Source organism: Halorubrum sp. DM2, assembly GCF_901686465.1.
Classification (GTDB): domain Archaea; phylum Halobacteriota; class Halobacteria; order Halobacteriales; family Haloferacaceae; genus Halorubrum.
In genome coordinates this window covers 3,314,157-3,338,680 of the sequence record NZ_LR594487.1, presented here as the reverse complement: position 1 = coordinate 3,338,680, position 24,524 = coordinate 3,314,157, and the positions used below count along the sequence as shown (strand labels likewise).

General features: G+C 70.5%; 27 protein-coding genes and 1 pseudogene. 16 read left to right on the top strand and 12 right to left on the bottom strand.

What is annotated here, in order from left to right; translation table 11 throughout:
• Positions 1-4: 4 nt before the first annotated feature.
• Positions 5-1,915, bottom strand: coding sequence for a DUF7289 family protein (locus QOL69_RS16700; protein WP_283404098.1), 1,911 nt, complete (start codon positions 1,913-1,915; stop codon positions 5-7).
• Positions 1,916-2,055: 140 nt separating this feature from the next.
• Here QOL69_RS16700 and QOL69_RS16695 point away from each other — a divergent pair, with 140 nt between their 5' ends.
• The 3 genes from QOL69_RS16695 (at position 2,056) to QOL69_RS16685 (ending at position 3,829) form a co-directional block, all read left to right on the top strand.
• Positions 2,056-2,847: an alanyl-tRNA editing protein gene (locus QOL69_RS16695; RefSeq protein ID WP_283404097.1), complete on the top strand. Its 792-nt coding sequence runs from the start codon at positions 2,056-2,058 to the stop codon at positions 2,845-2,847.
• 68 nt (positions 2,848-2,915) lie between these two features.
• Positions 2,916-3,236 (top strand): transcription factor S, encoded by a 321-nt coding sequence (locus tag QOL69_RS16690; RefSeq protein ID WP_283404096.1) that lies wholly within the window; start codon positions 2,916-2,918, stop codon positions 3,234-3,236.
• 41 nt (positions 3,237-3,277) lie between these two features.
• Entirely contained in the window at positions 3,278-3,829 is a 552-nt protein-coding gene (locus tag QOL69_RS16685; RefSeq protein WP_283404095.1) for a DUF6517 family protein, read from the top strand.
• A 1-nt stretch (position 3,830) separates the two neighbouring features.
• Here the strand turns inward: QOL69_RS16685 and QOL69_RS16680 are convergent, their stop codons facing one another.
• From QOL69_RS16680 to QOL69_RS16665, 4 genes and pseudogenes are all read right to left on the bottom strand, one after another.
• Entirely contained in the window at positions 3,831-4,430 is a 600-nt protein-coding gene (locus QOL69_RS16680; RefSeq protein ID WP_283404094.1) for a DUF7332 family protein, read from the bottom strand.
• A gap of 47 nt (positions 4,431-4,477) precedes the next feature.
• Positions 4,478-4,858, bottom strand: coding sequence for a methylglyoxal synthase (locus tag QOL69_RS16675; RefSeq protein WP_048076610.1), 381 nt, complete (start codon positions 4,856-4,858; stop codon positions 4,478-4,480).
• A gap of 24 nt (positions 4,859-4,882) precedes the next feature.
• Positions 4,883-5,322, bottom strand: a pseudogene (locus QOL69_RS16670) (SRPBCC family protein).
• A complete protein-coding gene (locus QOL69_RS16665; RefSeq protein WP_283404092.1) occupies positions 5,319-6,677 on the bottom strand; it encodes a heme-copper oxidase family protein in 1,359 nt (452 codons plus the stop codon). The pseudogene QOL69_RS16670 and the gene QOL69_RS16665 overlap by 4 nt, the downstream one beginning before the upstream one ends.
• Before the next feature lie 275 nt (positions 6,678-6,952).
• Here QOL69_RS16665 and QOL69_RS16660 point away from each other — a divergent pair, with 275 nt between their 5' ends.
• The gene (locus tag QOL69_RS16660) at positions 6,953-9,031 is read left to right on the top strand and encodes a hydantoinase/oxoprolinase family protein (protein ID WP_283404091.1); all 2,079 of its coding nucleotides are present in this window, start codon (positions 6,953-6,955) and stop codon (positions 9,029-9,031) included.
• Positions 9,028-10,695 (top strand): hydantoinase B/oxoprolinase family protein, encoded by a 1,668-nt coding sequence (locus QOL69_RS16655; RefSeq protein WP_283404090.1) that lies wholly within the window; start codon positions 9,028-9,030, stop codon positions 10,693-10,695. The genes QOL69_RS16660 and QOL69_RS16655 overlap by 4 nt, the downstream gene beginning before the upstream one ends.
• Before the next feature lie 30 nt (positions 10,696-10,725).
• On the opposite strand, the gene QOL69_RS16650 is transcribed toward QOL69_RS16655, so the two are convergent.
• Positions 10,726-12,651 carry a beta-CASP ribonuclease aCPSF1 gene (locus QOL69_RS16650; RefSeq protein ID WP_048076613.1) on the bottom strand — a complete coding sequence of 642 codons (1,926 nt, stop codon included), beginning with the start codon at positions 12,649-12,651 and terminating at the stop codon, positions 10,726-10,728.
• A 221-nt stretch (positions 12,652-12,872) separates the two neighbouring features.
• On the opposite strand from QOL69_RS16650, the gene QOL69_RS16645 reads away from it, so the two are divergent.
• Positions 12,873-13,397 carry a DUF7984 family protein gene (locus QOL69_RS16645; protein WP_283404089.1) on the top strand — a complete coding sequence of 175 codons (525 nt, stop codon included), beginning with the start codon at positions 12,873-12,875 and terminating at the stop codon, positions 13,395-13,397.
• Between the two features lie 37 nt (positions 13,398-13,434).
• Here the strand turns inward: QOL69_RS16645 and QOL69_RS16640 are convergent, their stop codons facing one another.
• From QOL69_RS16640 to QOL69_RS16615, 6 genes are all read right to left on the bottom strand, one after another.
• Positions 13,435-14,301 carry an SDR family oxidoreductase gene (locus QOL69_RS16640; RefSeq protein WP_283404088.1) on the bottom strand — a complete coding sequence of 289 codons (867 nt, stop codon included), beginning with the start codon at positions 14,299-14,301 and terminating at the stop codon, positions 13,435-13,437.
• 93 nt (positions 14,302-14,394) lie between these two features.
• Positions 14,395-15,189, bottom strand: coding sequence for an archaeal proteasome endopeptidase complex subunit alpha (gene psmA / locus QOL69_RS16635; RefSeq protein WP_283404087.1), 795 nt, complete (start codon positions 15,187-15,189; stop codon positions 14,395-14,397).
• A gap of 4 nt (positions 15,190-15,193) precedes the next feature.
• Complete coding sequence (locus QOL69_RS16630; protein WP_283404086.1) at positions 15,194-15,673, bottom strand: Rpp14/Pop5 family protein; 480 nt, start codon at positions 15,671-15,673, stop codon at positions 15,194-15,196.
• Between the two features lie 10 nt (positions 15,674-15,683).
• Complete coding sequence (locus tag QOL69_RS16625) at positions 15,684-16,307, bottom strand: class I SAM-dependent methyltransferase (protein ID WP_283404085.1); 624 nt, start codon at positions 16,305-16,307, stop codon at positions 15,684-15,686.
• Positions 16,291-17,052: an RNase P subunit p30 family protein gene (locus QOL69_RS16620; protein ID WP_283404084.1), complete on the bottom strand. Its 762-nt coding sequence runs from the start codon at positions 17,050-17,052 to the stop codon at positions 16,291-16,293. Before QOL69_RS16620 ends, QOL69_RS16625 begins: the two co-directional genes overlap by 17 nt.
• Positions 17,053-17,118: 66 nt before the next feature.
• Positions 17,119-17,952 carry a DUF6498-containing protein gene (locus QOL69_RS16615; RefSeq protein ID WP_283404083.1) on the bottom strand — a complete coding sequence of 278 codons (834 nt, stop codon included), beginning with the start codon at positions 17,950-17,952 and terminating at the stop codon, positions 17,119-17,121.
• Between the two features lie 91 nt (positions 17,953-18,043).
• On the opposite strand from QOL69_RS16615, the gene QOL69_RS16610 reads away from it, so the two are divergent.
• From QOL69_RS16610 to ftsY, 10 genes are all read left to right on the top strand, one after another.
• Complete coding sequence (locus QOL69_RS16610) at positions 18,044-18,328, top strand: DUF357 domain-containing protein (RefSeq protein ID WP_006629923.1); 285 nt, start codon at positions 18,044-18,046, stop codon at positions 18,326-18,328.
• An 81-nt stretch (positions 18,329-18,409) separates the two neighbouring features.
• The gene (locus QOL69_RS16605) at positions 18,410-19,528 is read left to right on the top strand and encodes a M20 family metallopeptidase (RefSeq protein ID WP_283404082.1); all 1,119 of its coding nucleotides are present in this window, start codon (positions 18,410-18,412) and stop codon (positions 19,526-19,528) included.
• 92 nt (positions 19,529-19,620) lie between these two features.
• Positions 19,621-19,773, top strand: a complete 153-nt coding sequence (locus tag QOL69_RS16600; protein ID WP_004050128.1) for a 50S ribosomal protein L39e — start codon at positions 19,621-19,623, stop codon at positions 19,771-19,773.
• Positions 19,774-20,052 (top strand): 50S ribosomal protein L31e, encoded by a 279-nt coding sequence (locus QOL69_RS16595; RefSeq protein ID WP_048076617.1) that lies wholly within the window; start codon positions 19,774-19,776, stop codon positions 20,050-20,052.
• A gap of 1 nt (position 20,053) precedes the next feature.
• Entirely contained in the window at positions 20,054-20,719 is a 666-nt protein-coding gene (locus tag QOL69_RS16590) for a translation initiation factor IF-6 (RefSeq protein WP_048076618.1), read from the top strand.
• 75 nt (positions 20,720-20,794) lie between these two features.
• A complete protein-coding gene (locus QOL69_RS16585) occupies positions 20,795-21,817 on the top strand; it encodes an ABC transporter ATP-binding protein (RefSeq protein ID WP_283404081.1) in 1,023 nt (340 codons plus the stop codon).
• A complete protein-coding gene (locus QOL69_RS16580) occupies positions 21,814-22,629 on the top strand; it encodes an ABC transporter permease (protein WP_283404080.1) in 816 nt (271 codons plus the stop codon). The genes QOL69_RS16585 and QOL69_RS16580 overlap by 4 nt, the downstream gene beginning before the upstream one ends.
• 103 nt (positions 22,630-22,732) lie before the next feature.
• A complete protein-coding gene (gene rpl18a, locus QOL69_RS16575; protein WP_006629917.1) occupies positions 22,733-22,909 on the top strand; it encodes a 50S ribosomal protein L18Ae in 177 nt (58 codons plus the stop codon).
• Positions 22,909-23,364 carry a prefoldin subunit alpha gene (gene pfdA / locus QOL69_RS16570; protein ID WP_283404259.1) on the top strand — a complete coding sequence of 152 codons (456 nt, stop codon included), beginning with the start codon at positions 22,909-22,911 and terminating at the stop codon, positions 23,362-23,364. Before rpl18a ends, pfdA begins: the two co-directional genes overlap by 1 nt.
• A 15-nt stretch (positions 23,365-23,379) precedes the next feature.
• Entirely contained in the window at positions 23,380-24,480 is a 1,101-nt protein-coding gene (ftsY, locus tag QOL69_RS16565) for a signal recognition particle-docking protein FtsY (protein WP_048076624.1), read from the top strand.
• The last annotated feature ends 44 nt before the right edge of the window (positions 24,481-24,524 follow it).

Sequence of the window (24,524 nt, the reverse complement as noted above, 5' to 3'; positions counted from 1 at the left end):
CGCGTTAGTCGTCCTCAATCCGGATCTCCTGTGTCGAGACGTGGAGGTAGTTGATCGTCGGCACCTGTTCGACCTCGTCGAACACCTCCGCGGTCGCGAGCGCCTCGTCGTATCGGATCGTGAAGTGCGCGTCGTCGATGTCGCTGAACCTGTCGACGGTGAGCGCCCCTCGGATGGTGATGTCGCCCTCCGCGTCGTTGACGGCCGCGTTCGGGGCGTACACCACGCCGGTGAGATCGATCGGGGCGTCGTCACCGTCGAACCCTAACTCGTCTGCGTTCGAGAACAGCCAGAACGAGCTGGCGGGTTCGTTCGTGCCGGTCGAGACCGACACGCCGGTGTCGTCGTCGCCGTCACCGATCTGAATGTCCCCGTCCGGCTCGTCGTGGAACACTCTGAGTTCGGCACTCTCTTCGACGGTCACCTCCGAGGCCCCCTCCAGCGAGAGGTCGCCGCCGACGTAGATACGCGCGTTTCCATCGCCTTCGACCTTGATTTTGGTCGGGTTCGCTCCGTCTCCGCTCAGCGAGAAGTCGCCGTCGACGCGCAGGTCCAAGTCGCCGTCGGTGACATTGAGGACCAGCTTACCGCCGGACAGGTCAGCGTTGTCGAACCGAAACCCGGCGTGGCCCCCGCTCGCATTGAGGGTGACGGTCCCGCCGTCGACGGAGAGGTCCCCGTCCGCGCCGGTGTCGTCCTCGTCGCCGTCCGAAGCAATGACTTCGGCGTCCTCGACGCGGTACGTCTCGCTGCCGCCGGAGACGTCGAGTCCATCGGCGACGGACGACCGGCTCGTGATCGGCGTATCGTCGCGGAGGTCGGCCCATGACGAGTAGCTCGCCGCAGTCACGTTGCCGTAACGGGTGTCGTACTTATTGAACGCGCTGAAGACGTATCCCCCAACCGGGTTGGGGTCCTCGATGTCGGCCTGCTGGGTGATGTTCCCGGTTACGTTGATCGGGTGGTTCCCGTTCCGTATCCCGTTCGGATTTGGCTTGATGTCGTACTGCGCGCGGAGGTCGCCTTTGATCGTTACGTACGTCGGGTCGTTCCCCTTCCCGTTCGGGGAGTCGATATCGCCGCCCGCGGAGACGACCGCGTTGTCCCGACTCTCGTTGGGGCCTGCCCCACCGGAGTCGTAGCTGTCGGCCGTCAGCGATCCGATCGACCTGAGATTGAACTTGCTGGTTCCAAACGTTCCCATCGAGTACCGGACGCCGTCGCCGCGTAACTCGGACCGCAGCAACACGGTCACGGAGTTCTCACCGCGGTCGACGATCCGGGTGTCCGTCCGGCTCTCGAAGAAGGTGGCCCACCCCTCGTGGTAGTCGCCGGTCACTGTCACCCGGATGTCGTCGACGACCGGGTTCTGAGCGACGTGTCCCTTCGGCGATCCCTCGCTCGTGAGGATGACACCGTCGCCGTCGACCGTCGCGTTCTCCGAGATCGTCACCAGCGGGACGGTGAGCGTCTCACCGCGGTAGTGGAACTCCGGCGCGGAGACCATCCGGCTCCGGTCCCCGTCGCTTCGCCACACGCCGCCGCCCTGATACGCGATCCGCGTTCCGTCGCGTTCGTACACCAGCGCGCCGAGGCTCGCGTTGATTATCTCGTCGCCCGTCTCGTTTTCGGCGATCACCATCCGGCCCGCGTCGTGATCGACGGAGAGGTCGCCGGTGCCGGTGCGAGTACCGAACGAGACGCGCTGGCTCGGCGACCCGCCGTGCGCGACGAGGCTCGCCTTGGAGTCCATCTGCGTCATCGCTCCCTCGACGCGCTGGAGGTCGGCCCGCGTCTGTGAGTCGTCGAGCGCGGCACCGCCGAGCGCGACCGTGGTGCCGACGACCGCGACCGTCAGCCCCAACAGTAACACCGTCCCGAGCACTTCGCTCTGCGCGCGCTCACCCCCGAACATGGCGCGACGTACGGCGAGCGCACGCATAAACGTAGACTCCCGACTATCGCGGCTGAGATCTGGACACAGGGGCGCGTCCGAGGTCCGGACGCTCGACCGCGGCCGATCGATATTTGCTCGCGGCGCTCCTCTCTGAGACCGTGACCGAGCAACTGTACCTCGACGACGACTCCGTGACGGCGTTCGACGCGACCGTCGAGCGCGCCCTCTCGGACCCGCCGCGGGTCGTCCTCGACCGGACGCACTTCTACCCGACCGGCGGCGGACAGCCCCACGACACGGGCGCGCTGCGAGCGACCGACGGCGACCGCGTCTGGCGCGTGGTCGACGTCGAGAAGCGGGACACGGTGTATCACGCGCTCGGCACGGTCGAGGACGCGGGCGGGGACGGAGAGCCGCCGGGTCCGCCCGAACCGGGGACGGAAGTGCGAGGCGAGATCGACGCCGACCGCCGGGCGGCGCACTCGCGGTACCACACCGCACAGCACCTGCTGTCGGCCCTGTTGCTCGCGGAGTTCGACGCGCAGACGACCGGCAACCAGCTGTACCGCGATCGCGCCCGGCTCGACGCCGCCTACGATCGGTTCACGGACGCGGACCTCGACCGGATCGAGGACCGGCTCAACGAACTCGTCGCCGACGCGCGGGCGGTGTCGAGCTACACGATGGACCGCGAGACCGCGGAGGCGACGCTCGACACCGAGCGGACGCGAATCGACCTCCTCCCCGACTCGATCGAGGAGCTCCGGATCGTCGAGATAGCGGGCGCGAGCGAGGGCGACGAGCCGTACGACCGGACCGCCTGCGCCGGGACCCACGTCGCGAACACGGCCGAGATCGGCGAGGTCGTCGTCACCGGCCGGGAGACGAAGGGTCCCGACGAGGAGCGCGTGCGGTTCGCGCTCGCCGAACACGTCGACGGCGGCGAGTAGGACGCTCGGGCGCGCTCCCGCTCGTCTGCGATCCCGCCGCTTATATGGGATCCGCGGTAGGTTCGGGCATGAAGTTCTGCGACGAGTGCGGATCCATGATGAAGTCCGGCGAGGGCGAAGACCACTGGGTGTGTGACTCCTGCGGCTACGAGATCGGCCGCGACGGCGGCGACGACGAGTGGACGACCGAGTCGCAGGTCGAGTCCGAGATCGTCGACGTGAGCGACGCCGAGGACAAGGGGCTGCCGACGACGACCGCGCAGTGTCCCGAGTGCGATAACGACCAGGCGTACTGGTACATGCAACAGATCCGCGCGGCCGACGAGTCCGAGACCCGTTTCTTCGTCTGTACCGAGTGCGAGCACAAGTGGCGCGAAGACGACCACTGACCGGCGGTCCGTTTTAACTGTCTCGCCGGCGAACGACGCCCATGGAGCCGCCCGCCGTCCCCCGCGACCGCCTCGACGGGTGGACGCTCGTCGCGGAGACGACCGAGCGGCCGTTCGCCGCGGGACCGGTCTCGGTCACGGCGGCCACGACGCGGTACGAGCGCGAGAGCCCGCCCCCGCGACCGTTCTTCTTCGCGAGCCGCCTCCGCCTCTCGCCGGACGCCGGTCCGAATCCCGCCCTGACCCGTCTCGTCGAGTCGCGGGCCCGCGAGGGGTTCCGCGACCGCCTCGCCGAGCGCGACATCACGGGACTCGAACACCGCGACGACCGCTCCCTCGCGGTCGACGATCCGGACGCGTCGCGCGCGACGCTCTCGACCTTTCACGGGCGCTGCGCGGTCGACGGCGAGCGGGTTCCGGTGGAGGCGCTGCTCGCGGTGTGGGAGCGCGGCGAGTACCTGCTCGCGGGCGGCGCGTACCCGACCGGAGACGGCTTCGAGGCGACTCGACAGGAGGTGCTGGCGCTGGTCCGCGGCGTCCGTCCGCCCGACTCGGCCAACGGCGGCGTCGGATCCGGGGGATCGAGGCGGTGAGTCAGCAGGCGACCGACCCGGCGGTCGAATCGATCGGCGACCCGTCGTCCTCGTAGTCGGCGTCGCCGACCGCGCCGTCGAACATCGGGAGCTGTAGCTCGTAGGTGTACAACACGTCGAAGGCAGCGAACGGGTCGCCCCCGTTCGCGAGCGCCTCCCGGGCGGTCAGCCTGACGCCGGCCGCGAGCGTCACGATCGACTCGCCGTCGAGCTGTCCGGCGGTTTCGAGGCCGAACTCGTTGCCCGCGTCGGAGTCGGTCAGCACGGAGAGGTGGAGCACCGCCTCCATCGTCGCCCCGCCCTCGCCGCCGATCGATATCGGGTAGCCCTCGCCGGCGAAACAGCGGGTGATCGGGGCGCTCCGGTTTCCGTTCGCGCCGAGGCCCGGCCCGGCGGCCGCGGGGCCGTCCGCGGCGGTCGAGGGGCCGTCGACAGCGGTCGCGGGGCCGTCGACCGCGGTCGACGCGTGGGTCGTCGCCCCCGACGCGTGGGTCGCCGACGCCGAGGCGTTCCCGACGGCCGCCCCGCCGCCGACGCTCGCGGCGACGAGCAGCAGCGCGAGTGCGAGAACGCCGACGCGGGCGCGGTGCGAACGGGTCATCGACCGCCCGTTCGGCCGGCTCGCTTAAATCACCGTGGTCGTCGGTATCAGTCGAGAGAATCGTCGCCGAGCAGCCCCTCGACGAGCATCTCCGCGGACGCGACGTTCGTCGCCAGCGGCACGTCCTTCACGTCGCAGACGCGCAACAGCGCCGAGATGTCCGGCTCGTGCGCCTGCGCCGTCAGCGGGTCGCGGAGGAAGACGACCCCGTCGATCCGGTCGCTCGCGATCATCGCGCCGATCTGGAGGTCGCCGCCGAGCGGCCCGGACGACTGCCTGTTGACCGCCAGCCCGGTCTCCTCCGCGATGCGTTTGCCCGTCGTGCCGGTTGTCACCAGTTCGCAGTCGTCGAGGGCGGCGGCGTGCGCCTCGACGAACGCGACCATCTCGTCTTTCAGCTCGTCGTGAGCGATGAGCGCGATGCGCATACGTGGCGGTCGCCGCCGCGTCGGTTAAGTACTGTCCTCGCCGCGAGCGTCGCTTCCGCACCGGTCTTCGAGCCAGTCGAACTGCGCGGACAGCTCCGTCCGGCGCTGTCGTTCGATCACGGTGGCGTCGAGGAAGTCGCCGACGAGCGCCACGTCGAGCGCGAACGCCGTCGTGCGGTCACCTCGCTCCCGTCTGCCGTCGGCGTCACGACGTACGCCGTCCGCATCGACTCGAATATCCCTTCGCGCTGCTCGTAGGCGAGGTCGGCGTCCGGGTCGTCGACGAGTTCCAACGTCAGTTCGATGGACGCGATACCCACGTCGTTCGCCACGCGCACCGTCTCGCCGTCGACCGCGACCTCGTCGAACCCAGACGACCGGACGAACGGTTCGACGTCGCGCATCGCGTCGCGGACTGTCTCCGGAGGCGCATCGACCGTCCGCGAGAGCGTGACGGTGTTTATTCCGCCGGCGTCACCTCGTCGGCGGCGTCGTCCCCCTCACCGGACAACCGACTCGGGGCGAACCGGCCGAGTGCGACGCGGGCCAGCGACCCCGGCGCGTGCCGCCGGATCACGAGGACGGCGTTGACCGCGAAGACGCCGACGCCGAGCGTCACCAGCGCCATCCCGGCGAGCGCCGTCGCGGACGATCCCTCCGCGAGCGTCGCGCCCGCCGTGTCAGTGGCGAGCGCGGAACCGACGAGCAGCGCCGTCCCGAGGAACAGCAGTATCCCGTCGACGGCCGCGAGGCGGTCGTCGTAGAGGTCGTCGACCATCGGCACCGCCTCCAGCCCGACCCGGTCGCTGTACCGGTGGACCCAGACGACGAACGGAACGACGTGATACAGCGTCCCGAGGATCACGAACCCGATCACGCCGAGGAGCAAGGCCGGCGCGCTGCCGGGACCGCCGAGGACGCCGTCGGGCGCGGTCGGCGACCGGAGCCACGCGGGCGCGGCGGTCGCGGCCCACGCGACGAGCGCGAGCGCGACGACGGCGTACCGCGTGTGCATCGGCGTGCGCTCGACGCGCATCTCGGAGAGCCGGCGGGCGAGGACCGCGGCGACCGCCAGCGCGGCGACCAGTATCAGGACGCCGCCGACGCGCGCGACCGGGGTCGCCCCGACGAGCCGACCGGCCGCGAGCGCGACGACGCCGACGGGGTGACCGACCTCCTCGACGGCCCGGAGCCGATGGTCGATGCCGCGTAGCTCCGTCTGCGTGAACATCGTCGCGAGCTGGTACAACGCGCCGTAGACGGTGGTGAGCACCGCGCCGAAGACGGCGAGAGTGACGTGCGCGCCGCGGACGCCCGCGTGAGAGACGCCAAGGCCCGCGAGGAACCCGGATTCGAGGTCCGCGGCGAGTAGGACGCCCAGCCCGGTCAGGGCGACGAAGAAGGCGAGCGCGACGGAGAAGTGCCGCTCGGTCACGTCGAACTCGTCGAGGGTCGCGAGCGTTCGCCCGACGTTGTAGACGAACGTCCAGAACCCGGCGAGCAGCAGGACGCCGAATCCCGCGAGCCACGAGAGCCGGCCCAGCGCGAGGGCGGCCGCGAACCCGACCAGTCCGGCGACGACCAGCGCGAGCTGGACGTTCGCGAGGCGTCGTGACCGGAGCGTCGTCCCCGACCACACCGGGACGAACTGCGTCATCGCGCCCATGATCGTCACGCACACCCACCCGACCAGAAACAGGTGGACGTGGACGAGACCGCCCAGCCCCGGCACCGCGTCGACGGTCAGCCCGATTCCGACGAGCAGGGCGCTCCCGAGGAGGGCGAGGCCGACGACGAAGTGCCGGAGCGGGACCGTCATCGGCGGTCCTCGTGCCGCGTCGATACCGCCCGGAACTGCTCCCATGGTCGGATAACGGAACGCCTCCGCCCTCCGCCTGTTCCCGAAGATGTTCGCGGTCTCGTCGCGGCGCTGGAACGGCCGCCTTCTCCGCGGTCGGGGGAACGGGAGCGCGCCGCGCCGGTGGACCGCGCGGCCTTAAGTCCGTCCGGTAACGAGTCGATCCCATGCCAAGCGATCGAGAGGCCGCGTTCTCCGGCGTCCGGGCCGTCCGCGACGCCGCGGAGGTGTCGTAGATGGGCGGGCGATCGACGGACGGGCGAACGGCGGCGGACGGATCGACGGACGAGCGAGCGACGGCGGACGGATCGACGGACGCCCGAGCGATCGGCGTCGACGTCGGCGGGACGTTCACCGACGTGGCGCTCTCGCTCGACGGCGATCTCGTCACCGCGAAGGTGCCAAGCACCGAGGACCAGAGTGAGGGCGTCGTCGCGGGGATCGAGAAGGCCTGCGAGGCGGCCGGGATCGACCCCGAGAGCGTGACCGACTTCTCCCACGCGATGACCGTCTCGGTCAACGCATTGTTAGAGAACGACGGCGCGCGGACCGCGCTCGTGACGACCGAGGGGTTCCGCGACGTCCTAGAGATCGGACGACAGACCCGCCCGTCGCTGTACGACCTCGACGCCGAGAAGCCGACGCCGCTCGTCCCCAGACGCCGCCGGTTCGAGGTCGCCGAGCGCGCCACTCCCGACGGGATCGAGCGCCCGGTCGCCGAGGAGGCCGTCGAGGCGCTCGTCGCCGACCTCCGCGAGGCGGACGTCGAGTCCGTCGCCGTCTGCCTCCTCCACGCCTACGCCAGCCCGGAGAACGAGCGGCGCGTCGCGGAGAGGCTGCGCGAGGCGCTCGACGCCCCCGTATCGGCCTCCCACGAGGTCCTGCCGGAGTTTCGCGAGTACGAGCGCACCTCGACGACGGTCGTCGACGCGTACGTCCGGCCGGCGATCGACGGCTACGTCGGTCGCCTCACGGAGCGAGCGCGGGACATGGGCCTCCCGCAGCCGCGGATCATGCAGGCCAACGGCGGCGTCACCGACGCAGACACCGTCAGGCGGAACGCCGTGACGACCGTCCTCTCGGGGCCCGCGGCGGGGGTCGTGGGCGCGAGCGCCGCGGCGGCGACCGACGCCGACCGCGACGGACTGGTCACCTTCGACATGGGTGGCACCTCCAGCGACGTGAGCCTCGTCCGCGACGGCGAGGTCGAGCGGACCACGGAGTCCGTGATCGCCGACCGGCCGATCGGGACGCCGATGGTCGATGTCGAGACGGTGGGTGCCGGCGGCGGCTCGATCGCGTGGGTCGACGCCGGCGGCGCGCTCCGGATCGGGCCGCGCTCGGCCGGTGCCGACCCCGGCCCCGCCTGCTACGGGAAGGGCGGCACGGAGCCGACCGTCACGGACGCGGACCTCGTGTTGGGGTACGTCGGGGCGGACACCGACCTCGGCGGCGACCTGTCGCTCGACGCCGAGGCCGCCCGCGACGCGCTCGCCGACCTCGCCGACGAGGCGGGGATGGACGGGCCCGTCGCGGCCGCGCTGGGCGTCCACCGCGTCGCGAACGCCGACATGAGCCGCGCGATCCGCTCGGTCACCGTCGAGCGAGGCCACGACCCCCGGGCGTTCGGTCTCGTCGCGTTCGGCGGTGCCGGCCCGATGCACGCGGTCTCGATCGCGGACGGGCTGGACATCGACCGGGTCGTCGTCCCCCACGCGTCCGGCGTCCTGTCGGCGTACGGGCTGCTCGCGGCCGACGAGACCCGCGACGCGGTGCGGACGCGACAGGGCCCGCTCGGCGAGGTCGACGCCGAGTCTGTCGACGCCGTCTACGGGGAGTTGGCCGACCGGCTGTCGCGCGAGGTCAGCGACCCGGACGCGGCGCGCGTCGAGTACGCCGCGGACCTCCGGTACGCCGGGCAGAGCTTCGAACTCACCGTCGACGTGGAGCGACCGTTCGACCCGGCGGCGGCCGGCGAGCGGTTCGCGGCCGCCCACGAGTCGGCGTACGGCTACCGCGCCGACGAGCCGGTCGAACTCGTGAACTGCCGCGCGACGGCGACGGTTCCCCGGAGCGCGCCGGCGATCGGATCCGTCGGCGGAGGCGACGCAGGACCCCGAACTACCCGAGAGGCGGTGTTCCCGGACGGAACGTACGAGACACCCGTCTACGACCGGGAGCGGTTCCCGGCGGACGAGGAGATCGAGGGGCCGGGGGTGGTCGAGGGCGCGGAGAGCACGGTCGTCGTCCCGCCGGGATGGGGCGTGCGGCTGCGCGACGACGGCGCGCTGATCGCGGAGGTGAGCGACGCGTGAGCGACGTCGACATCGACCCGGTGTCGCAGGAGATCCTCCGCAACCAGCTCGAGAGCGTCGCGGCCGAGATGGGTCACGTGTTGATCCGGGGGGCGTACTCGCCGAACATCAAGGAGCGACAGGACTGCTCGACGGCGCTGTTCGACGCCGACGGCCGGATGGTCGCGCAGGCGGAACACATCCCGGTCCACCTCGGCGCGATGCCCGACGCGGTCGCTGTCGTCCTCGAAAAGGACCCGAAACCGGGGGACGTCTTCGTCGTCAACGACCCGTTCGCCGGGGGGACGCACCTCCCGGACGTGACGCTGGTCTCGCCGATCGCGCCCGACGGCGAGATCGTCGGCTACGCCGTGTCGCGCGCGCACCACGCCGACGTCGGCGGCAGCGCGCCGGGGAGCATGCCGCCCGGCGCGCGGGAGATCTACGAGGAGGGGCTCCGCCTCCCGGCGGTCCGCCTCGTAGACGGCGGCGAGCCGAACGACGCCGTCCGCGACCTGATCCTCGCAAACGTGCGGACCCCGGACGAGCGCGAGGCGGACCTCCGGGCGCAGCGGGCCGCGAACGCGCGCGCCGAGGAGCGGGTCGGCGAACTCCTCGACGAACACGGCGAGACGCTGATCGACGCGTTCGACGCCGTCATCGACTACTCCCGCGACCGCGTCGAACGCGAGATCCGGGACCTCCCCGACGGCACTTACCGCGCGAGCGACGTCCTTGAAGGCGACGGCGTGACAGACACGGACGTCCCGGTCGCGGTGACGGTCACCGTCGACGGGGCCGCGATCGATGTCGACTTCGCCGGGACCGCAGACCAGGTGGACGGCAACCTCAACGCCCCGTTCTCGGTCGCCAAGAGCGCGGTCTACTTCGTCGTCCGCGCGGTCACCGACCCGGAGATCCCACCGAACCACGGCTGTTACGAGCCGGTATCGGTCTCCGCGCCCGAGGGATCGCTGCTCGATCCGCGCCCGCCCGCCGCAGTCGTCGGGGGGAACGTCGAGACCAGCCAGCGGGTCACGGACGTCACCCTCGCCGCGCTCGCGGAGGCGGTCCCGGACGAGATCCCGGCGGCCGGGCAGGGGACGATGAACAACCTGATCGTCGGCGACCGCGGGGGCGAGTTCACCTACTACGAGACCATCGGCGGCGGGTTCGGCGGCCGACCGAGCAAGGACGGGATGGACGGCGTTCAGGTCGGGATGACGAACACGCTCAACACCCCGGTCGAGGCGCTGGAGACGGCGTACCCGCTCCGCGTCGAGCGGTACGCGCTGCGCCCGTCGAGCGGCGGCGACGGACGCTACCGGGGCGGTCTCGGCCTCGAACGGACCGTCACCGTCGAGACGGACGCGACCGTCTCGCTGCTCACCGAACGGCGGCGGACCGCCCCGCCCGGACTGGCCGGCGGCGAGGACGGCGCGACGGGCAGGAACCTGATCGACGGCGAGCCGGTCCCGGCGAAGGCGTCGGTCGACGTCGCGGCCGGAACGACCGTCTCGATCCTGACCCCCGGCGGCGGCGGGCACGGCGACCCCGCGGAGCGCGACCCGGAGGCGCGGGAGCGGGACCGCCGCGACGGGAAGGTCGATACCGATCGAGAGGACGCGCTCGGCGATGACGAACCGAAAGCGTCCGAAAAACGAGTCGACGAGAACGAAGACTGATTCCCTACTCCGCCGCCGAGGGCCGCGGACTCACTTGAACCGGAACGTCTCTAAGTTCTTCGGCGAGAACGTCCGCATGTTGTAGTCGTGGTACAGCGACGAGGAGAGGTCCTGAACGGAGCTCTCGTCGCCGTGAACGCACAGCACCTTCTCCGGGCGCGGGTTCATCGTCTTCACGAAGTTCTCTAACCCCTGCCGGTCGGCGTGGCCGGAGAAGCCGTCGACGACCTCCGTCCCCATCTGGAGGGTCAGCGTGTCGCCGCGGCTCCCGCCGCCCCAACCGTCGACCGGGATCTCGTCCCAGCCGTTCTGGATCCGGCGGCCGAGCGTCCCCTGCGCTTGGTAGCCGACGAACACGAGGTTCGAGTCCGGGTCGGGGCCGATGTGACGGAGCCACGACATGATCGGGCCGCCCTCGATCATCCCGGAGGTGGAGACGATGATGCACTGGTCGCCGTCGGCGACGTCCTGTCGCTCGTCCTCGCCGGCGTCGATGTGGTTGAACTGGTCGGCGAGGAACGGGTTCTCGTCCTCGTGGAAGATGCGGTCGCGGAGGTCGTCACGGAGGTACTCGGGGTAGGTCGTGTGGATCGCGGTCGCCTCCCAGATCATCCCGTCGAGGTGGACCGGCATCTCCGGGATCTCTCCCTCCCGCATCGCCTCCTCCAAGACGAGCATGATCTCCTGAGATCGCCCCACGGCGAACGCCGGAATGACGACTTTCCCGCCCTGCTCGTAGGTCTCGTTGATGACCTCCTTGAGCGCCTCCTCGGAGTCCTCCTGATCGGTCTGGTAGTCGTTGCGGCCGCCGTAGGTGGACTCCAAGACGAGCGTCTCGACCCGCGGGAAGTCGTTGACGGCCCCGTTGAACAGCCGGGTGTCCTCGTAGTGGATGTCGCCCGAGAACGCGACGTTGTAGAGCCCGTCGCCGATGTGGAAGTGCGTGACTGCGCTGCCGAGGATGTGGCCCGCGTTGTGGAACGTGAGCTTCACGTCCGGGGCCACGTCGGTCACGTCGCCGTACTCCAGCGGGATGGTGTGTTTGATCGCGTCGCGGACCTGCGCGGACTCGTACGGCGGCGTCCTGCCGTCCTTCGCCGCGACGTCGAGGTAGTCGAGGGTGAGCAGGCCCATCAGGTCGCGGGTCGGCTCCGTCGTGTAGATGGGGCCGTCGTAGCCGTACTTGAAGAGGAGCGGGACCAGTGCGGAGTGGTCGAGGTGGGCGTGCGTGAGGACGACGGCGTCGATGTTCTGCGCGCCCGCGCCGAGCGCCTCCGGCACTTGGAGGTACGGCACCTCGCCCTCGGCACCGGGCTTGTCGCCGCAGTCGATGAGGATCCGCGTCTCGGCGGTGTTGAGAATAAAGGCCGCGCGGCCGACCTCGCGGCAGCAGCCGAGCGTCGTGATCCGGACCCACTCGTCGTCGGACATCTCCTCGCGGTGGATCTGCCGACCGACGCGTTCGAGGATGTCGCGGCGCTCCTCGCGCTCGTTTTTCAGGAAGCCGCGCACGTTCGAGACGGTGGAGGACTCTATCGGCGGCGTCCGAACGACCTCGGGGGTCCAGCCGACTTCCTGTGTGATCTCGCGGAGCGTCGAGCCGCGGCGGCCGATCACCATCCCGGGCTTCTCGGCCTCGATGACGACCTCGCCGGTGTCCTCGTGGAAGTCGAGGTCGGTCACGCCCGCGTCGTCCGGGATCACCTCGCGGACCTCGTCTTCGGCCCGCGCCGGCGGGGAGAGGGCGCTCGGGTCCGGGCGGACCGTGATCCGCTTGCGAAGCTTCGACGCGAGCCGCCGGATCAGGTCGCCGTCGCCGGCGAACGCCTTGGGGTCGCGCGTGTACACGACCAGCTCCGGGCCCTCGTATTTGACATCTGTGACCGTGATGTCGTTCGGAATTTCCTGTTCGATCTCCGATTTCAACGTATCGAGTTGCTTATCGACTTGACTCATATCTCACTGCGGGTCGTCGAGGCCGTCGTCGTCGAATCGCGTCGCGCGCCGCGCCGCGACTCGCCGTCGATCGGTCGACCGTGACGGGTAGGCATAGTGGAAGTACTGTCCGTAGTGTTCCGTGCGGGAACAGCCAGCGAAAACCCGCTTGACTCAGGCTACTGCCCCGCCGTTATAAAAGCCTTCGCAAAGGGCAAGCCCCCGGCGGCCGAACCGCGCCCATGCGCGTCACGCCGCAGACGGTCCGCGACGAACACGCCTGGGTCCGCGACCGCGCCGACGCGGTCGTCCCGATCCTCAACGACACCCGCGACCGGCTCGGCCGGCTCTTCGAGACGGACGTCGACGCGGTGTCGCCCGAGGCGTACCGTCGCGAGGTCGACGCCGTCTTCGCCGACGGCGAGGTCGCCGTCAACGTCGCCGCCTGCGTCGCGCTCCTGCGCGACCTCGACGTGACGGGCGATTACCCCGGCTTCGTCGTCGACGAGGTGCTGGGTCGAGAGCTCGCGGCGACGGTCGCGGGCGGGCGACCCCTCTCGCTGCTCGCGCAGGCGACGTTTCATTTCGCGGACCTCCACGTCGACCGAGACGCTACGGCCGAGGGCGACGGCAGAGGCGCGGGGACCGCGGGCGCGGACGACCTCGACGCGGCGCTCGCGGCGGGGTTCCAGACGAGGCTCCCGGGGTGGGACTGGCGAGAGGGGGAGAGTCTGTTCGCGGTCGACGCCGACGAGTTCGGGGAGTGAGGTACCGGAGCGCGGGGTCGTCGCGTCGCCGATCCGACTACGAGGTGAAGTTCCGCACCAGTCCGTACGCCTTGTCCAACAGCGCGTCCGGGAGGAACCGGGCGAGGACGCCGACGCGGGCGACCGTGCCGGGCTGGACGCGGGCCGGCGGCTGCGTCGCGCTCGCGGCGTCGTAGATGGCGTTCGCGACGAGTTCCGGTTCGACAGCGCCCGGGCCGTCGCCGCCAATCACCTTCGCGTCCTCGAACATCGCGTAGAACTCCTCGTAGGCGTCCGTCCGTTCGATCCCCTCGCGCTCCTCGGGGTCGGCCTCCTCCTCCGCGCGCTTCGAGAAGTTCGTCTTCACCGGGCCGGGCTCGACGACGACCACGTCAATACCGAGGTCCGCGACCTCGTTGCGCAGCGCGTCGGACATTGCTTCGAGGGCGAACTTCGACCCGCTGTACACGCCGCCGCCGGGCATCGACACCCGCCCGGCGACCGACGAGACGTTGACGATGGTCCCGTCGCGCTCGCGCCGCATCGCGGGCAGCACCGCCCGGATCAGCCGGTGTGGCCCGTACACGTTCACGTCGAACTGGTCGTGGACCCGATCGGTGGTGACGTCCTCGATCGGACCGAACTGACCGTAGCCGGCGTTGTTGATCAGGGCGTCGATCGCTCCCTCCTCGTCTAAGATCCGATCGACGACGCGGTCGACATCGTTCTGGTCAGTGACGTCGAGCGTGGCGAGCTCACAGCCCGCCTCGCCGAGCGCTTCGACGTCCGCGGGGTTCCGCGCGGTCGCGTACACGGTCCACCCCTCGTCGAGGAAGGCGTGCGCCGCGGCGCGGCCGATACCCGAGGAACAGCCGGTGATGAGTACCGTCTTCTGCACGCGTCGTCGGTCGGTCCCCGGCGGCATAACTCTCCCGACCGACCGCGTCGCTCGGGGTCCGCGCAGTCGCCGAAGGAAAATCGGAAGGGGGTGGCGCACTCCCCGCCGCCGTCCGCGTCGTTACTCTTCGCCCGCCGACTCGCCGTCCTCGCCGTCGCCGCTCTCGTCGGCCTCGTCGTCGTCCGCCGGGAGGAGGTCCCGCTCGTCTAAGATCGCCTCGATCTCGTCGACGGGGCGCTCCGTGTACTCCTCGTCGTCGACGGTGATCGTCGCGACGCCGACGCCGTCGGGCGTCAGCTCGCCGTCGTTCGACTGCGCGAGGGTGTCAAGCGCGAGTCCGACGGCGTCGTCGACCGTGAGGCCCTCCTCGTACTCCGCTTCGAGGTAGTCACGGAGGTCGCTGCGGTCCGAGCCGATCGACAGCGCCTGCCACTCGTAGGGGGTGCCGGACGGGTCCGTCTCGAACAGGCGCGGCTCGCCGTTCTCGATGCCGCCGACGATGAGCGCGACGCCGAACGGGCGCGCGCCGCCGACCTGCGTGTACTGCTGGATGTGGTCGGTGATGTTCTTCGTCAGCGTCTCGATGCCGACCGGCTCGCCGTACCGGAGCTGGTTCATCTGCGCCTGCCGGCGCGCGAAGTCGATGAGCTGGCGGGCGTCGGCGACGTGGCCGGCGCTCGCGACGCCGACGTGGTCGTCGGCCTTGTGGAGCTTCTCGATGCTCTCCGGCTCCATCAGCGGGGAGCGGGCGCGCTTGTCCGCCGCGAGGACGACCCCGTCCTCGGCGCGGATCCCGACGCTCGCCGTCCCTCGTTTCACCGCCTCCCGGGCGTACTCGACCTGATAGAGTCGGCCGTCCGGAGAGAAGATTGTGATGCCGCGGTCGTACGCCTGTTGTTGGGATTGGCCCTGCATGATATCACTCGATGTCGAACGTCGTCGCGCCGACGCGACCCGACTCGGCCCGCAGGTCACACGCGTCACCGCGCACGACCGCGGGCCGTTCGGCGCTCCCGAACGCGACGTCTCGCTGTGTCGAACTGGGGGTCGCGCGACCCATATATCTTTCCTCACAGGCACGTACCGTCCCCGAAATCCCCCTGACGAGGATTCCGACCGGCTCGCCGTCGACCTCGCTCACGCAGGTGATCGCGGCGCGCGCGTCGCCGACGTGGCCGTGTCTGACGCGGACGACGGCCTCGCCCGTCCCGTCCGCGTGCGAGAACGACAGCAGCGTGAGGTCGGCGTCGGCGCTCCCCGCGTCGCCGAGGAGGTTGCCGGCGCTGTACCACAGCGCGCGCTGGAACGCGCGCCGACCGATCTCGGCGTCGGACCACGACTCGACCCCGACCGCGAGGTACCGCCACCGCGGCCGCAGGTGTTTCGGGAGGTGCTTCATGGCAACCGGGTCACGCCGGACGCTCGCGGAGCCGCTCCGCGGCGATCACCGCCACCTGGTCGTGGACGCGCTCGACGGCGGTCACGGCGAACCCCTCGTCGGTGAACGCCTCGACCAGCGTCCCGACCGTCGCGGGGTCGTCGACCTCGGGGCTGTAGAACGGCGCGTCCGGGTCCGGCTCCTCGAAGAACGCCACGTCGCCGAGGACGATCCGCCGCGCGCCCGTCGCCGCCATCACGCCGATCGCCTCGCGCTTCTCGTCGTCCGCGAGGTGGTGGAGCGCGAAGTTCGAGGTGACGACGTCGACCCGCTGGTCCGACTCCAGTCCGGGGTCGCGGAACTCGCCGTACGCGAACTCGACGTTGTCGAGGCCGCGATCTTTGGCCTTCCGCCGTCCCTCCTCCATCATCCCCTCGCTAACGTCTCGCGCGAGGACGCGCTCGGCGTCCTCGGCGACCGCGAGCGCGATGGCTCCGGTCCCGGCCCCCAGATCGAGGACCACGTCGTCCGACTCCGGCGCGGCGCGGTCGATCACGAGCCCGGCGCACGCGTGGTACTCGTCGCTCTTCGAGTCGTCGTACGCGGACGCCTTCTCCGAGAACCGCTCGGCGTGTTCCTCAACCGTCTTCTTCATACCTGCCACGTCGGACCCCCGGCTCTATGAAGCCCTCGGAGCGACGCTCCCGGTTCCGCTCGGCGACCTCGCTCCACGCCCGCAGCCCGTCGCGGACGGCCTCGGCGTCGAACCCGACGGCCTCGCCGACGGCGACCAGCTCGCGGGGGGCCCGGAGCCGGAGGTGCGAGCGGGCGTTCGCGCTCACGACGTACGGCGCGTCGTAGTGGGCGACGATCTCGCGCAGCTTCCGGAGGTCCGAGAGCGCTCGAACACGCTTCCCGCCGGTGGCGCGGAGCGCCGGCCCGAAGTCGAACTCGACGTGGACGCCGTTGTCGCGCGCGGCCTTCGCGAGGACGTGGTTGAAGTCGCCGCCGCCGGCCATCGGCCGGACGAGGACATCGACGCGCGCCTGTTCGACCGCGAACCGGTTCAGGGCGTCGTCCCCGCCGACGACGCAGACCACGGTCCTGTCCGAGCGGTAGTTCCCGACAGCGCCCGAGGCGCTCGTCGGGTCGTCGGCGTCGATCTCCACCGCGTCGACGACGTCGATCCCGTGCTCCTCGCTGAGCGCGACCGGGTCGCGAACGGGGCTCTCGCGGCCGTCACCGTCGTCTTCCGCACCGCCGTCGCGATCGGATCCGGCGGCGTCGAGCGCGTCGCGCGTCCGCACCACGATCCCGTCGTAGCCGTGTCGGGCGGCGGTGGCGGCGTGACGGGAGACGGTCGCCTCCCCGTCGGGGTAGGCGTGAACGGCCTCGTACATGGACCCCCGTTTCGCGGCCGAGCGTATCGGCGTTGCGCTTCTCCGGCCGCGCTCCCCGTCTTCGCATCACCAGTCGTCGGCGGACTCCTCCCGCTTCTTCCACTCCCGCCGCGGGTCCTCGCCGGTGAACCACGTCGCCACGCCCTCGGGGTCGTCCTCGCGGAAGGCCCGCCGTCGCCCCCACTCGACGACGGCCTTGGCGAGCGTGATCGGGAGGAGGTACGGGAGCAGGAGGACCTCGACGCCGAACGCCGCGGCGATCGCGTCAAGCGCCCCGGGAAGGAGAGCCGCCTCGATCGCGAATATTCCGACGGTGACCGGGACGACCGTCAGCATCCCGATGCTGAAATAAAAGAAGACGACCCGTTGGGCGGCCTCGACCACCATGTACGGCGACTGCTCCTCGTAGGCGCGCTCCGCGAAGAACTCCCGGCGTACCTCCGCGATCTGCGCGCCGCAGACGCCGAGCGCCGCCAGCCCGACGGTGGGGGTGAGATACGAGAGCGCGTCCAACCCGACCGGCAAGAGCGGGAACGCGAGGAAGGCGAAGACCCCGAGCGACCGCCGAACGACCCGCGCGTTCCGACGGTAGATCGGCGGCACCCACGAGGTGAGCCGGATCGGTTCGGGATCGTTCTCCCACACCTCGTCTCGCTCGGTGTCTTCGTCGTAGCCGGTGATGTAGAACGAGCGGTTAGACAGATCGATCGGCCGCTCCGCGAACATCGCCGCGCAGGCGTGGGCGATCACGAGGACCGCGACCTCGATCCAGTACACCGCGAGCAGCTCGCCGACGTTCCAGCCGAACGCGACGACGCCGGCGAGCGGAAGGAGGTTGGTCGCGACCACGAGCGCGAGGGCCGACCGGCCCCCCGCCGGAGGGCGAGTGGGGGACGCCATCTATCGGGTCTGTGGTGCCGAGAGAAATAAAAACACGCGGAGCGCCGCGACCGACCCGGTCGCTTTTCACCGCCCGTCGGAACACTCGCGTATGCCCGCCGATCTACAGGAGAAGACGGACCGCTACGAGCGGATGCTCGCGGACGCGCTGGCGGTCGCCGAGCCGCGGCCGCCGGCCGACACGCCGCTCGGCGAGGCCGCCGCGGACGTGACGGAGATGGCCGAGTCGTACCTCGACGACGGCCGTCACTTCCGCGAGGACGGCGACCCGGTGAACGCGCTCGCGTCCTACTCGTACGGCTACGGCTGGCTCGACGCCGGGGTCAGGCTCGGGCTGTTCGCGGTGCCGGACGACACCGAACTGTTCACGACGTGACTCGGTCGCGGCCGGTCCGCCCGGGCCGTCCCGGGTCGCCGCGAGGGACGCGCTTATGCGGCGACGGTCTCCAGAAGCCCCATGGACGAACTCGCGGACCTGACCGAGCGGCTCGTCTCGATCCCCTCCCACGAGGACGAGACGGCCGCCGGCGACGCCATCGAGGAGTGGCTGCGCGCGGAGACGGACGCGACGGTCGAGCGCGACGACGCGGGCAACGTCCTCGCGTTCGCGGGCGCGACCGACGACCCCGACGCGGAGTCGCTCGCCTTGGTCGGCCACCACGACGTGGTCCCTCCCGTGGAAGCACAGACGACGGGCGACGGACTCGACGGCGAGTACGTCGTCGAGCGGCGGGACGGCCGGATCTACGGCCGCGGCACCGCCGACATGAAGGGGTCGGTCGCGGCCGCAATGTGCGCGTTCCGGGACGCCGCGCCGCCGCCGGGCCGGGAGCTGATATTCGCCTCGTTCGTCGGCGAGGAGGTCGGCGGCGAGGGGGCGCGACACGCGATCGACGCGGGGTTCGCGCCGGGCCGGGCGGTCGTCGCGGAGGGGTCGACGAACTACTCGAAGCCGGGCGTCACCGACATGGTCGTCGCCCACCGCGGCCGCCGGGGGTCGCGGCTCGTCGCGCACGGCGAGGCCGCCCACGCCTCGGAGCCGGAGGCGGGCGAGAACGCGATCTACCGCGCCTGCGACGCCATCGACGCGGTCCGCGGACTCGACGTGCCGCGGGCGACGGTCCTCGGGAACGAGGTGTCCGGGTCGCTCGCGGTCACCATCGTCGAGGGCGGCGACACGTGGAACGTGATCCCTGAGCGCTGCGAGGCGACTGTCGACGAGCGCACGGTCCCCGGCGACCGCGCCGACCTGACCGGGGTCGCGGACGCGACGCCGGGCGTCGAACTCGTCGTCGATCAGGACCTCCCGCCGATGGCCTGCGGCGACCCGGCGTTCGCGGACGCGGCCCTCGACGTCGCCCGCGCGGTCCACGAGGAGCGCGGTCTCGACGCCCCCGAACACGTCACGAAGCCGCACGCGACCGACGCCGGCTGGCTCGCGCAGGCCGGGACCGACTGCCTCGTCTGCGGGGCCTCCGAGCCGGGGGAGGCGCACACCGACACGGAGAGCGCGAGCCTAAACGTTCTCGACCGCTGTTACGAGATATACGCAGGGCTCGCGGAGCGGGAGTTGTAGCGGATACGGGGGGTCATGGGCCGATCACTCCGGTCCGCGCGCGACCCCGTATGGAAGGGGTTTTATGCGACCCGCGGAAAGTGTGCGCCACTATGGGAGACAAGTCGAAGGCTCAAAAGAAGCGTCTGGCGAAGGCGGAACGCCAGAACACCCGCGTCCCCGCGTGGGTCATGATGAAGACGGACATGAACGTGACGCGAAACCCCAAGCGGCGCAACTGGCGTCGGAACGACCTGGACGAATAGATGTCCACGAACGACTTCGAGGAGCGCGTCGTCACCGTCCCGCTCCGCGACGCCAAGGACAAGCCCGTCCAGCAGCGCGCCGACTACGCGATGAAGATCACGCGCCAGCACCTCGCGAAGCACTTCTCCGTCGAGGAGGACGACGTGATCATCGACGGGTCCGTCAACGAGGCCGTCTGGTCGAACGGGCGACAGAACCCGCCCAGCACGGTTCGGGTCCGCGCGGCTCGGTTCGTCGAGGACGGCGAGCCGGTCGTCGAGGCCGAGCACGCGGAGTAACGTGTTACGGGCGACCTTCACCGGCTCGTCGTACGTGGGCGTCTTCGCCCGCGCGGTCGACGACCTCCTGTTGATCCGGCCCGATGTCGACGAGGACCTCGCCGACGATCTCGGCGCGGAACTCGGCGCGGAGCCGCTGCTCACGACGGTCGGCCGGTCCAACACGGTCGGCGCGCTCGCGACGGGCAACGAGGAGGGAATCCTCGTCTCCTCGCGCGCGACCGAGCGCGAGAAGGACCGGATCGCGGACGTCGCCGGCGTTCCGGTGTCCGAGCTGCCGGGCGAGATCAACGCCGCCGGGAACGTCGTCCTCGCGAACGACTACGGCGCGTACGTCCACCCGGACCTCTCGCGCGAGTCGATCCAGACGATCAAAGACGCCCTCGACGTCCCCGTCACTCGCGGCGACCTCGGCGGCGTCCGCACCGTCGGCACCGCGGCGGTCGCCAACAACACGGGCGTGCTCTGTCACCCCCAGTCGACCGAATCGGAACTTCAGGCGGTCGAGGAGGCGCTCGACGTGCGCGCCGACCTCGGCACCGTCAACTACGGCGCGCCGCTCGTCGGCTCCGGCCTCGTCGCCACCGACGAGGGATACGTCGTCGGCGAGGATACGACCGGGCCGGAGCTGGGCCGGATCGAGGAGACGCTCGGCTTCATCGACTGAGCCGTTCGTCGACGCTCCCGCCTTCGTTTTCGAACCACTCGCACATTTAAGAGTCGCAACGGTGTTGCGTGCGGTATGCCCGCTATCGAGTGCCGGAGTCTCACGAAGTACTACGGCGACGTGCGGGGGATCGAAGACGTCTCCTTCGCCGTCGAGGACGGCGAGGTGTTCGGCTTCCTCGGACCAAATGGCGCGGGGAAGACGACCGCGATCCGCACGCTGCTCGGCTTCCTGTCGCCGACGAGCGGCGGCGGGACCCTGCTCGGTCACGACGCCACCGACCCGGTCGAATCGCGTCGCGCCCGCGAGCGGATCGGATTCCTCCCCGGCGACCCCGGACTCGACCGCGACCGCACCGCCGGGGCGTTCCTCGATCATCAGGCGGCGCTCCGCGGCGAGTCGAGCCGGAACCGACTCGTCGACCGGTTCGGCCTCGACGAGTCGCGGCGCATCGGCGACCTCTCGCGGGGGAACCGCCAGAAGGTGGCCCTCGTGGCGGCGTTCATGCACGATCCGGATCTGTTGTTGCTCGACGAGCCGACCTCCGGACTCGACCCGCTGCTCCAAGAGGAGTTCGCCGCCCTGGTGCGCGAGCGCGTCGACGACGGGGCGAGCGTCCTCCTCTCCTCGCACGTCCTCGGCGAGGTGGCCGCGCTCTGTGACCGCGTGGGGGTCCTGCGCGAGGGGCATCTCGTCGCCGTCGAGTCCGTCTCGGACCTCCGGTCGCGGGGCGGCAAGCAGGTCCGCGTCCGCGTCGCCGAGGACGTCGCGCGCGCCGACTTCGAGCGCCGCGGCGTCATGAACCTCCGCGTCGGCGAGACCGTCTCGTTCACGTGGACCGGCGAGTACGACGCGCTGATCGACCTCCTCTCGGGGTACACGGTGTTGGACCTCGACGTCGTCGACGCCCCGCTCGAAGAGGCGTTCATGACCTTCTACGACGGCGACGTGCCGGGCCCCGCCGGGGGCGGCCACGGGGGCCGAAGCGCCGGGGGACGCGGTAACGGAAGTCGAAGTACCGGGACGCGCGGCGGCGACGCGCCCTCGAACCCGGCTCCCGGCGACGCGGCTGCGGGTTCTGGGGGTGACGGCCGGTGAGCGACCGTCCGGCTCCGTGGCTGGCGATCGCGCGGTACGACGCCGCCGGCCGCGCCCGCGGATCGCTCGCGGCGACCGGACTCCTCTCCGCGTTCCTCCTCCTGTTTCTGGCCTTCTTCCCGTCGCTGTCGACCGCGGGGATCGACCTCGACGCGTACGTCGAGGCGTTCCCGCCGGCGTTCCGGGAGGCGTTCGGGATCATCGCCATCTCCTCCATCGAGGGGTTCCTCGCGGTGGAGTTCTACCAGTTCGCGTGGCTGCTCCTGGTCGGACTCTACCTCGCGTACCTCGCCGGGGGGACGATCGCCGGCGACGTCGCCTCCGGCCGGATGGACCTCACGCTGTCCGCGCCGGTCGCGCGCCGCGACGTCGTGATCGGGCGGTTTCTGGGGCTGGTCCCGCTCGTCGCCCTCTTGAACCTCGTCCTGCCGGTCGTCGCGTACGTCGGCGTCCTCGCGGTGGGCGAGACGATCGCGGTCGAACGCCTGATCGCGGTCCACGCGCTCGCGGTGCCGTACCACCTCGCGTGCGTCGCGGTCGGGATCGCCGTGTCGACGCTCGTCTCGCGGCCGGGCGTCGCCCAGCGGGTCGCGCTCGGCGCGCTGTTCGGGCTGTTCATGTTCGAGTCCGTGGCCGCGAGCACCGACTTCGCGGCGCTCGGCGACGCGAGTCCGACGGCGCACTACGACCCCTCCGCGGTCCTCGTGTTGGGCGAGTACGACCTGACGGGCGCGGCGACGCTGCTCGCGGCGACGGGCGTCCTCGTCGTGCTCGCCGTCGTCCGGTTCCGGCGCGCGGACCTCTCGGGGTGACGCGCTCGCTCGCCTCTTCCGCCGCTCTCCGTTTCGCTCGGGGCGACACCGCGCGTGTCCCTTTTTAGGAAGATACTTCCCTGTCCCTGCCGGATCGAGGAACATGAGTACCTACACGGTGAGTGGACGGTTCCAGAGCCGAGACGGCTTCCAGCCGTTCACGAAGGACGTCGAGGCGGAAAACGAGGATCTCGCCCGCGAGCGGATCTACACCAACGTCGGGAGCCAGCACAACCGCAAGCGCACCCAGATCGAGATCGAGGAGGTGTCCGCGGCATGATGGGCGGCGGACAACAGCAGCTCCAGCAGCTCTCGCAGGAGCTGCAGGCGCTCGACGAGGAGATCGAAGAGCTCGAAGCCGAGATCGCCGACCTCCGCGAGGAGCAGGCCGACATCGACGACGCGGTCGAAGCCATCGAGACGCTCGACACGGGCGCGACCGTTCAGGTCCCGCTCGGCGGCGGCGCGTACCTCCGCGCCGAGGTTCAGGACATCGACGAGGTCATCGTCTCGCTCGGCGGCAACTACTCCGCGGAGCAGGAGCAGGACGACGCCATCGACGTGCTCCGAAGCAAACAGGAGGCGCTCGACGAGCGCATCGAGGAGACGGAAGCGGAGGTCGACGAGCTGGAGTCCGAGAGCGACGAGCTCGAACAGCAGGCCCAGCAGATGCAACAGCAGATGCAACAACAGCAGATGCAGCAGATGCAGGCGCAGGAAGAAGACGGAGAGTAATCGAGGGCCCAGACCGTGTTCGACGGACTGAAAGACAAGCTCTCCGGCTTCCGAGAGGACGTCGAGGAGTCGACGGAGACCGAGGAAGAAGCCCCTCCCGAGGCGGACGCGTCAGCCGAGAACGACGCGGCCGACGAGAGCGGCGCACCTGCGGCTGACGCCCCTGAAGCCGCTGCTGCCGACCGTGCCGAAGCGGACTCGGACGACGAGGCCGGGTCGGACGACGAGCCGAGCACCTTCCAGCGCGCCAAGGCGTTCGCCACCGGCCGGATCATCATCGAGGAGGAGGACTTAGAGGAGCCGCTGTGGAACCTCGAGATGGCGCTGCTCGAAAGCGACGTGGAGATGAGCGTCGCCGAGCAGATCCTCGATTCCGTCCGCGAGAGCATGCTCGGCGAGTCGCGCAAGCAGGTCGACACGACCGGCGAACTCGTCGAGGCGGCGCTTCACGACGCTCTCGTCGACGTCATCGCGGTCGGGCAGTTCGACTTCGAGGAGCGGATCGCCGAGGCCGACAAGCCGGTCACCATCGTCTTCACCGGCGTCAACGGCGTCGGGAAAACGACGAGCATCGCGAAGCTGTCGGAGTGGCTCGGCGACCGCGGCTACTCATCCGTCCTCGCGAACGGCGACACGTACCGCGCGGGCGCGAACGAGCAGATCCGCGAGCACGCCGACCGGCTCGGCCGCGACCTGATAAGCCACGACCAGGGCGGCGACCCGGCGGCGGTCATCTACGACGGCGTCGAGTACGCCGAGGCGAACGACATCGACGTGGTGTTGGGCGACACCGCGGGTCGGCTCCACACGAGCGACGACCTGATGGCCCAGTTGGAGAAGATCGACCGCGTCGTCGACCCCGACATGACTCTCTTCGTCGACGAGGCAGTCGCGGGGCAGGACGCGGTCAACCGCGCGAAGGAGTTCGACGACGCCGCCGCCATCGACGGCGCAATTCTCACGAAGGCGGACGCCGACTCCTCCGGCGGCGCGGCCATCTCGGTCGCGTACGTCACCGGGAAGCCGATCCTCTTCCTCGGCACCGGGCAGGGGTACGACGACCTCGCGCTGTTCGACCCCGAAGAGCTCGTCGAGAGCCTGCTCGACGAGGAGTGACTCCCTGGGCGGCACGCGCCGCTCGTCTCCCGGTTTCGATGAGA

Bases quoted from the DNA above. Each gene is read 5' to 3' on its own strand.
- QOL69_RS16650 (WP_048076613.1), bottom strand. From the start codon at position 12,651: ATGAGTCAAGTCGATAAGCAACTCGATACGTTGAAATCGGAGATCGAA.
- QOL69_RS16645 (WP_283404089.1), top strand. From the start codon at position 12,873: ATGCGCGTCACGCCGCAGACGGTCCGCGACGAACACGCCTGGGTCCGC.
- QOL69_RS16620 (WP_283404084.1), bottom strand. From the start codon at position 17,052: ATGTACGAGGCCGTTCACGCCTACCCCGACGGGGAGGCGACCGTCTCC.
- QOL69_RS16585 (WP_283404081.1), top strand. From the start codon at position 20,795: ATGCCCGCTATCGAGTGCCGGAGTCTCACGAAGTACTACGGCGACGTG.
- QOL69_RS16600 (WP_004050128.1), top strand. From the start codon at position 19,621: ATGGGAGACAAGTCGAAGGCTCAAAAGAAGCGTCTGGCGAAGGCGGAA.
- rpl18a (WP_006629917.1), top strand. From the start codon at position 22,733: ATGAGTACCTACACGGTGAGTGGACGGTTCCAGAGCCGAGACGGCTTC.
- QOL69_RS16690 (WP_283404096.1), top strand. From the start codon at position 2,916: ATGAAGTTCTGCGACGAGTGCGGATCCATGATGAAGTCCGGCGAGGGC.
- psmA (WP_283404087.1), bottom strand. From the start codon at position 15,189: ATGCAGGGCCAATCCCAACAACAGGCGTACGACCGCGGCATCACAATC.
- QOL69_RS16625 (WP_283404085.1), bottom strand. From the start codon at position 16,307: ATGAAGAAGACGGTTGAGGAACACGCCGAGCGGTTCTCGGAGAAGGCG.
- QOL69_RS16610 (WP_006629923.1), top strand. From the start codon at position 18,044: ATGCCCGCCGATCTACAGGAGAAGACGGACCGCTACGAGCGGATGCTC.
- QOL69_RS16660 (WP_283404091.1), top strand. From the start codon at position 6,953: ATGGGCGGGCGATCGACGGACGGGCGAACGGCGGCGGACGGATCGACG.
- pfdA (WP_283404259.1), top strand. From the start codon at position 22,909: ATGGGCGGCGGACAACAGCAGCTCCAGCAGCTCTCGCAGGAGCTGCAG.
- QOL69_RS16595 (WP_048076617.1), top strand. From the start codon at position 19,774: ATGTCCACGAACGACTTCGAGGAGCGCGTCGTCACCGTCCCGCTCCGC.
- QOL69_RS16605 (WP_283404082.1), top strand. From the start codon at position 18,410: ATGGACGAACTCGCGGACCTGACCGAGCGGCTCGTCTCGATCCCCTCC.
- QOL69_RS16680 (WP_283404094.1), bottom strand. From the start codon at position 4,430: ATGACCCGTTCGCACCGCGCCCGCGTCGGCGTTCTCGCACTCGCGCTG.
- QOL69_RS16640 (WP_283404088.1), bottom strand. From the start codon at position 14,301: ATGCCGCCGGGGACCGACCGACGACGCGTGCAGAAGACGGTACTCATC.
- QOL69_RS16700 (WP_283404098.1), bottom strand. From the start codon at position 1,915: ATGTTCGGGGGTGAGCGCGCGCAGAGCGAAGTGCTCGGGACGGTGTTA.
- QOL69_RS16630 (WP_283404086.1), bottom strand. From the start codon at position 15,673: ATGAAGCACCTCCCGAAACACCTGCGGCCGCGGTGGCGGTACCTCGCG.
- QOL69_RS16675 (WP_048076610.1), bottom strand. From the start codon at position 4,858: ATGCGCATCGCGCTCATCGCTCACGACGAGCTGAAAGACGAGATGGTC.
- QOL69_RS16615 (WP_283404083.1), bottom strand. From the start codon at position 17,952: ATGGCGTCCCCCACTCGCCCTCCGGCGGGGGGCCGGTCGGCCCTCGCG.
- QOL69_RS16665 (WP_283404092.1), bottom strand. From the start codon at position 6,677: ATGACGGTCCCGCTCCGGCACTTCGTCGTCGGCCTCGCCCTCCTCGGG.
- QOL69_RS16685 (WP_283404095.1), top strand. From the start codon at position 3,278: ATGGAGCCGCCCGCCGTCCCCCGCGACCGCCTCGACGGGTGGACGCTC.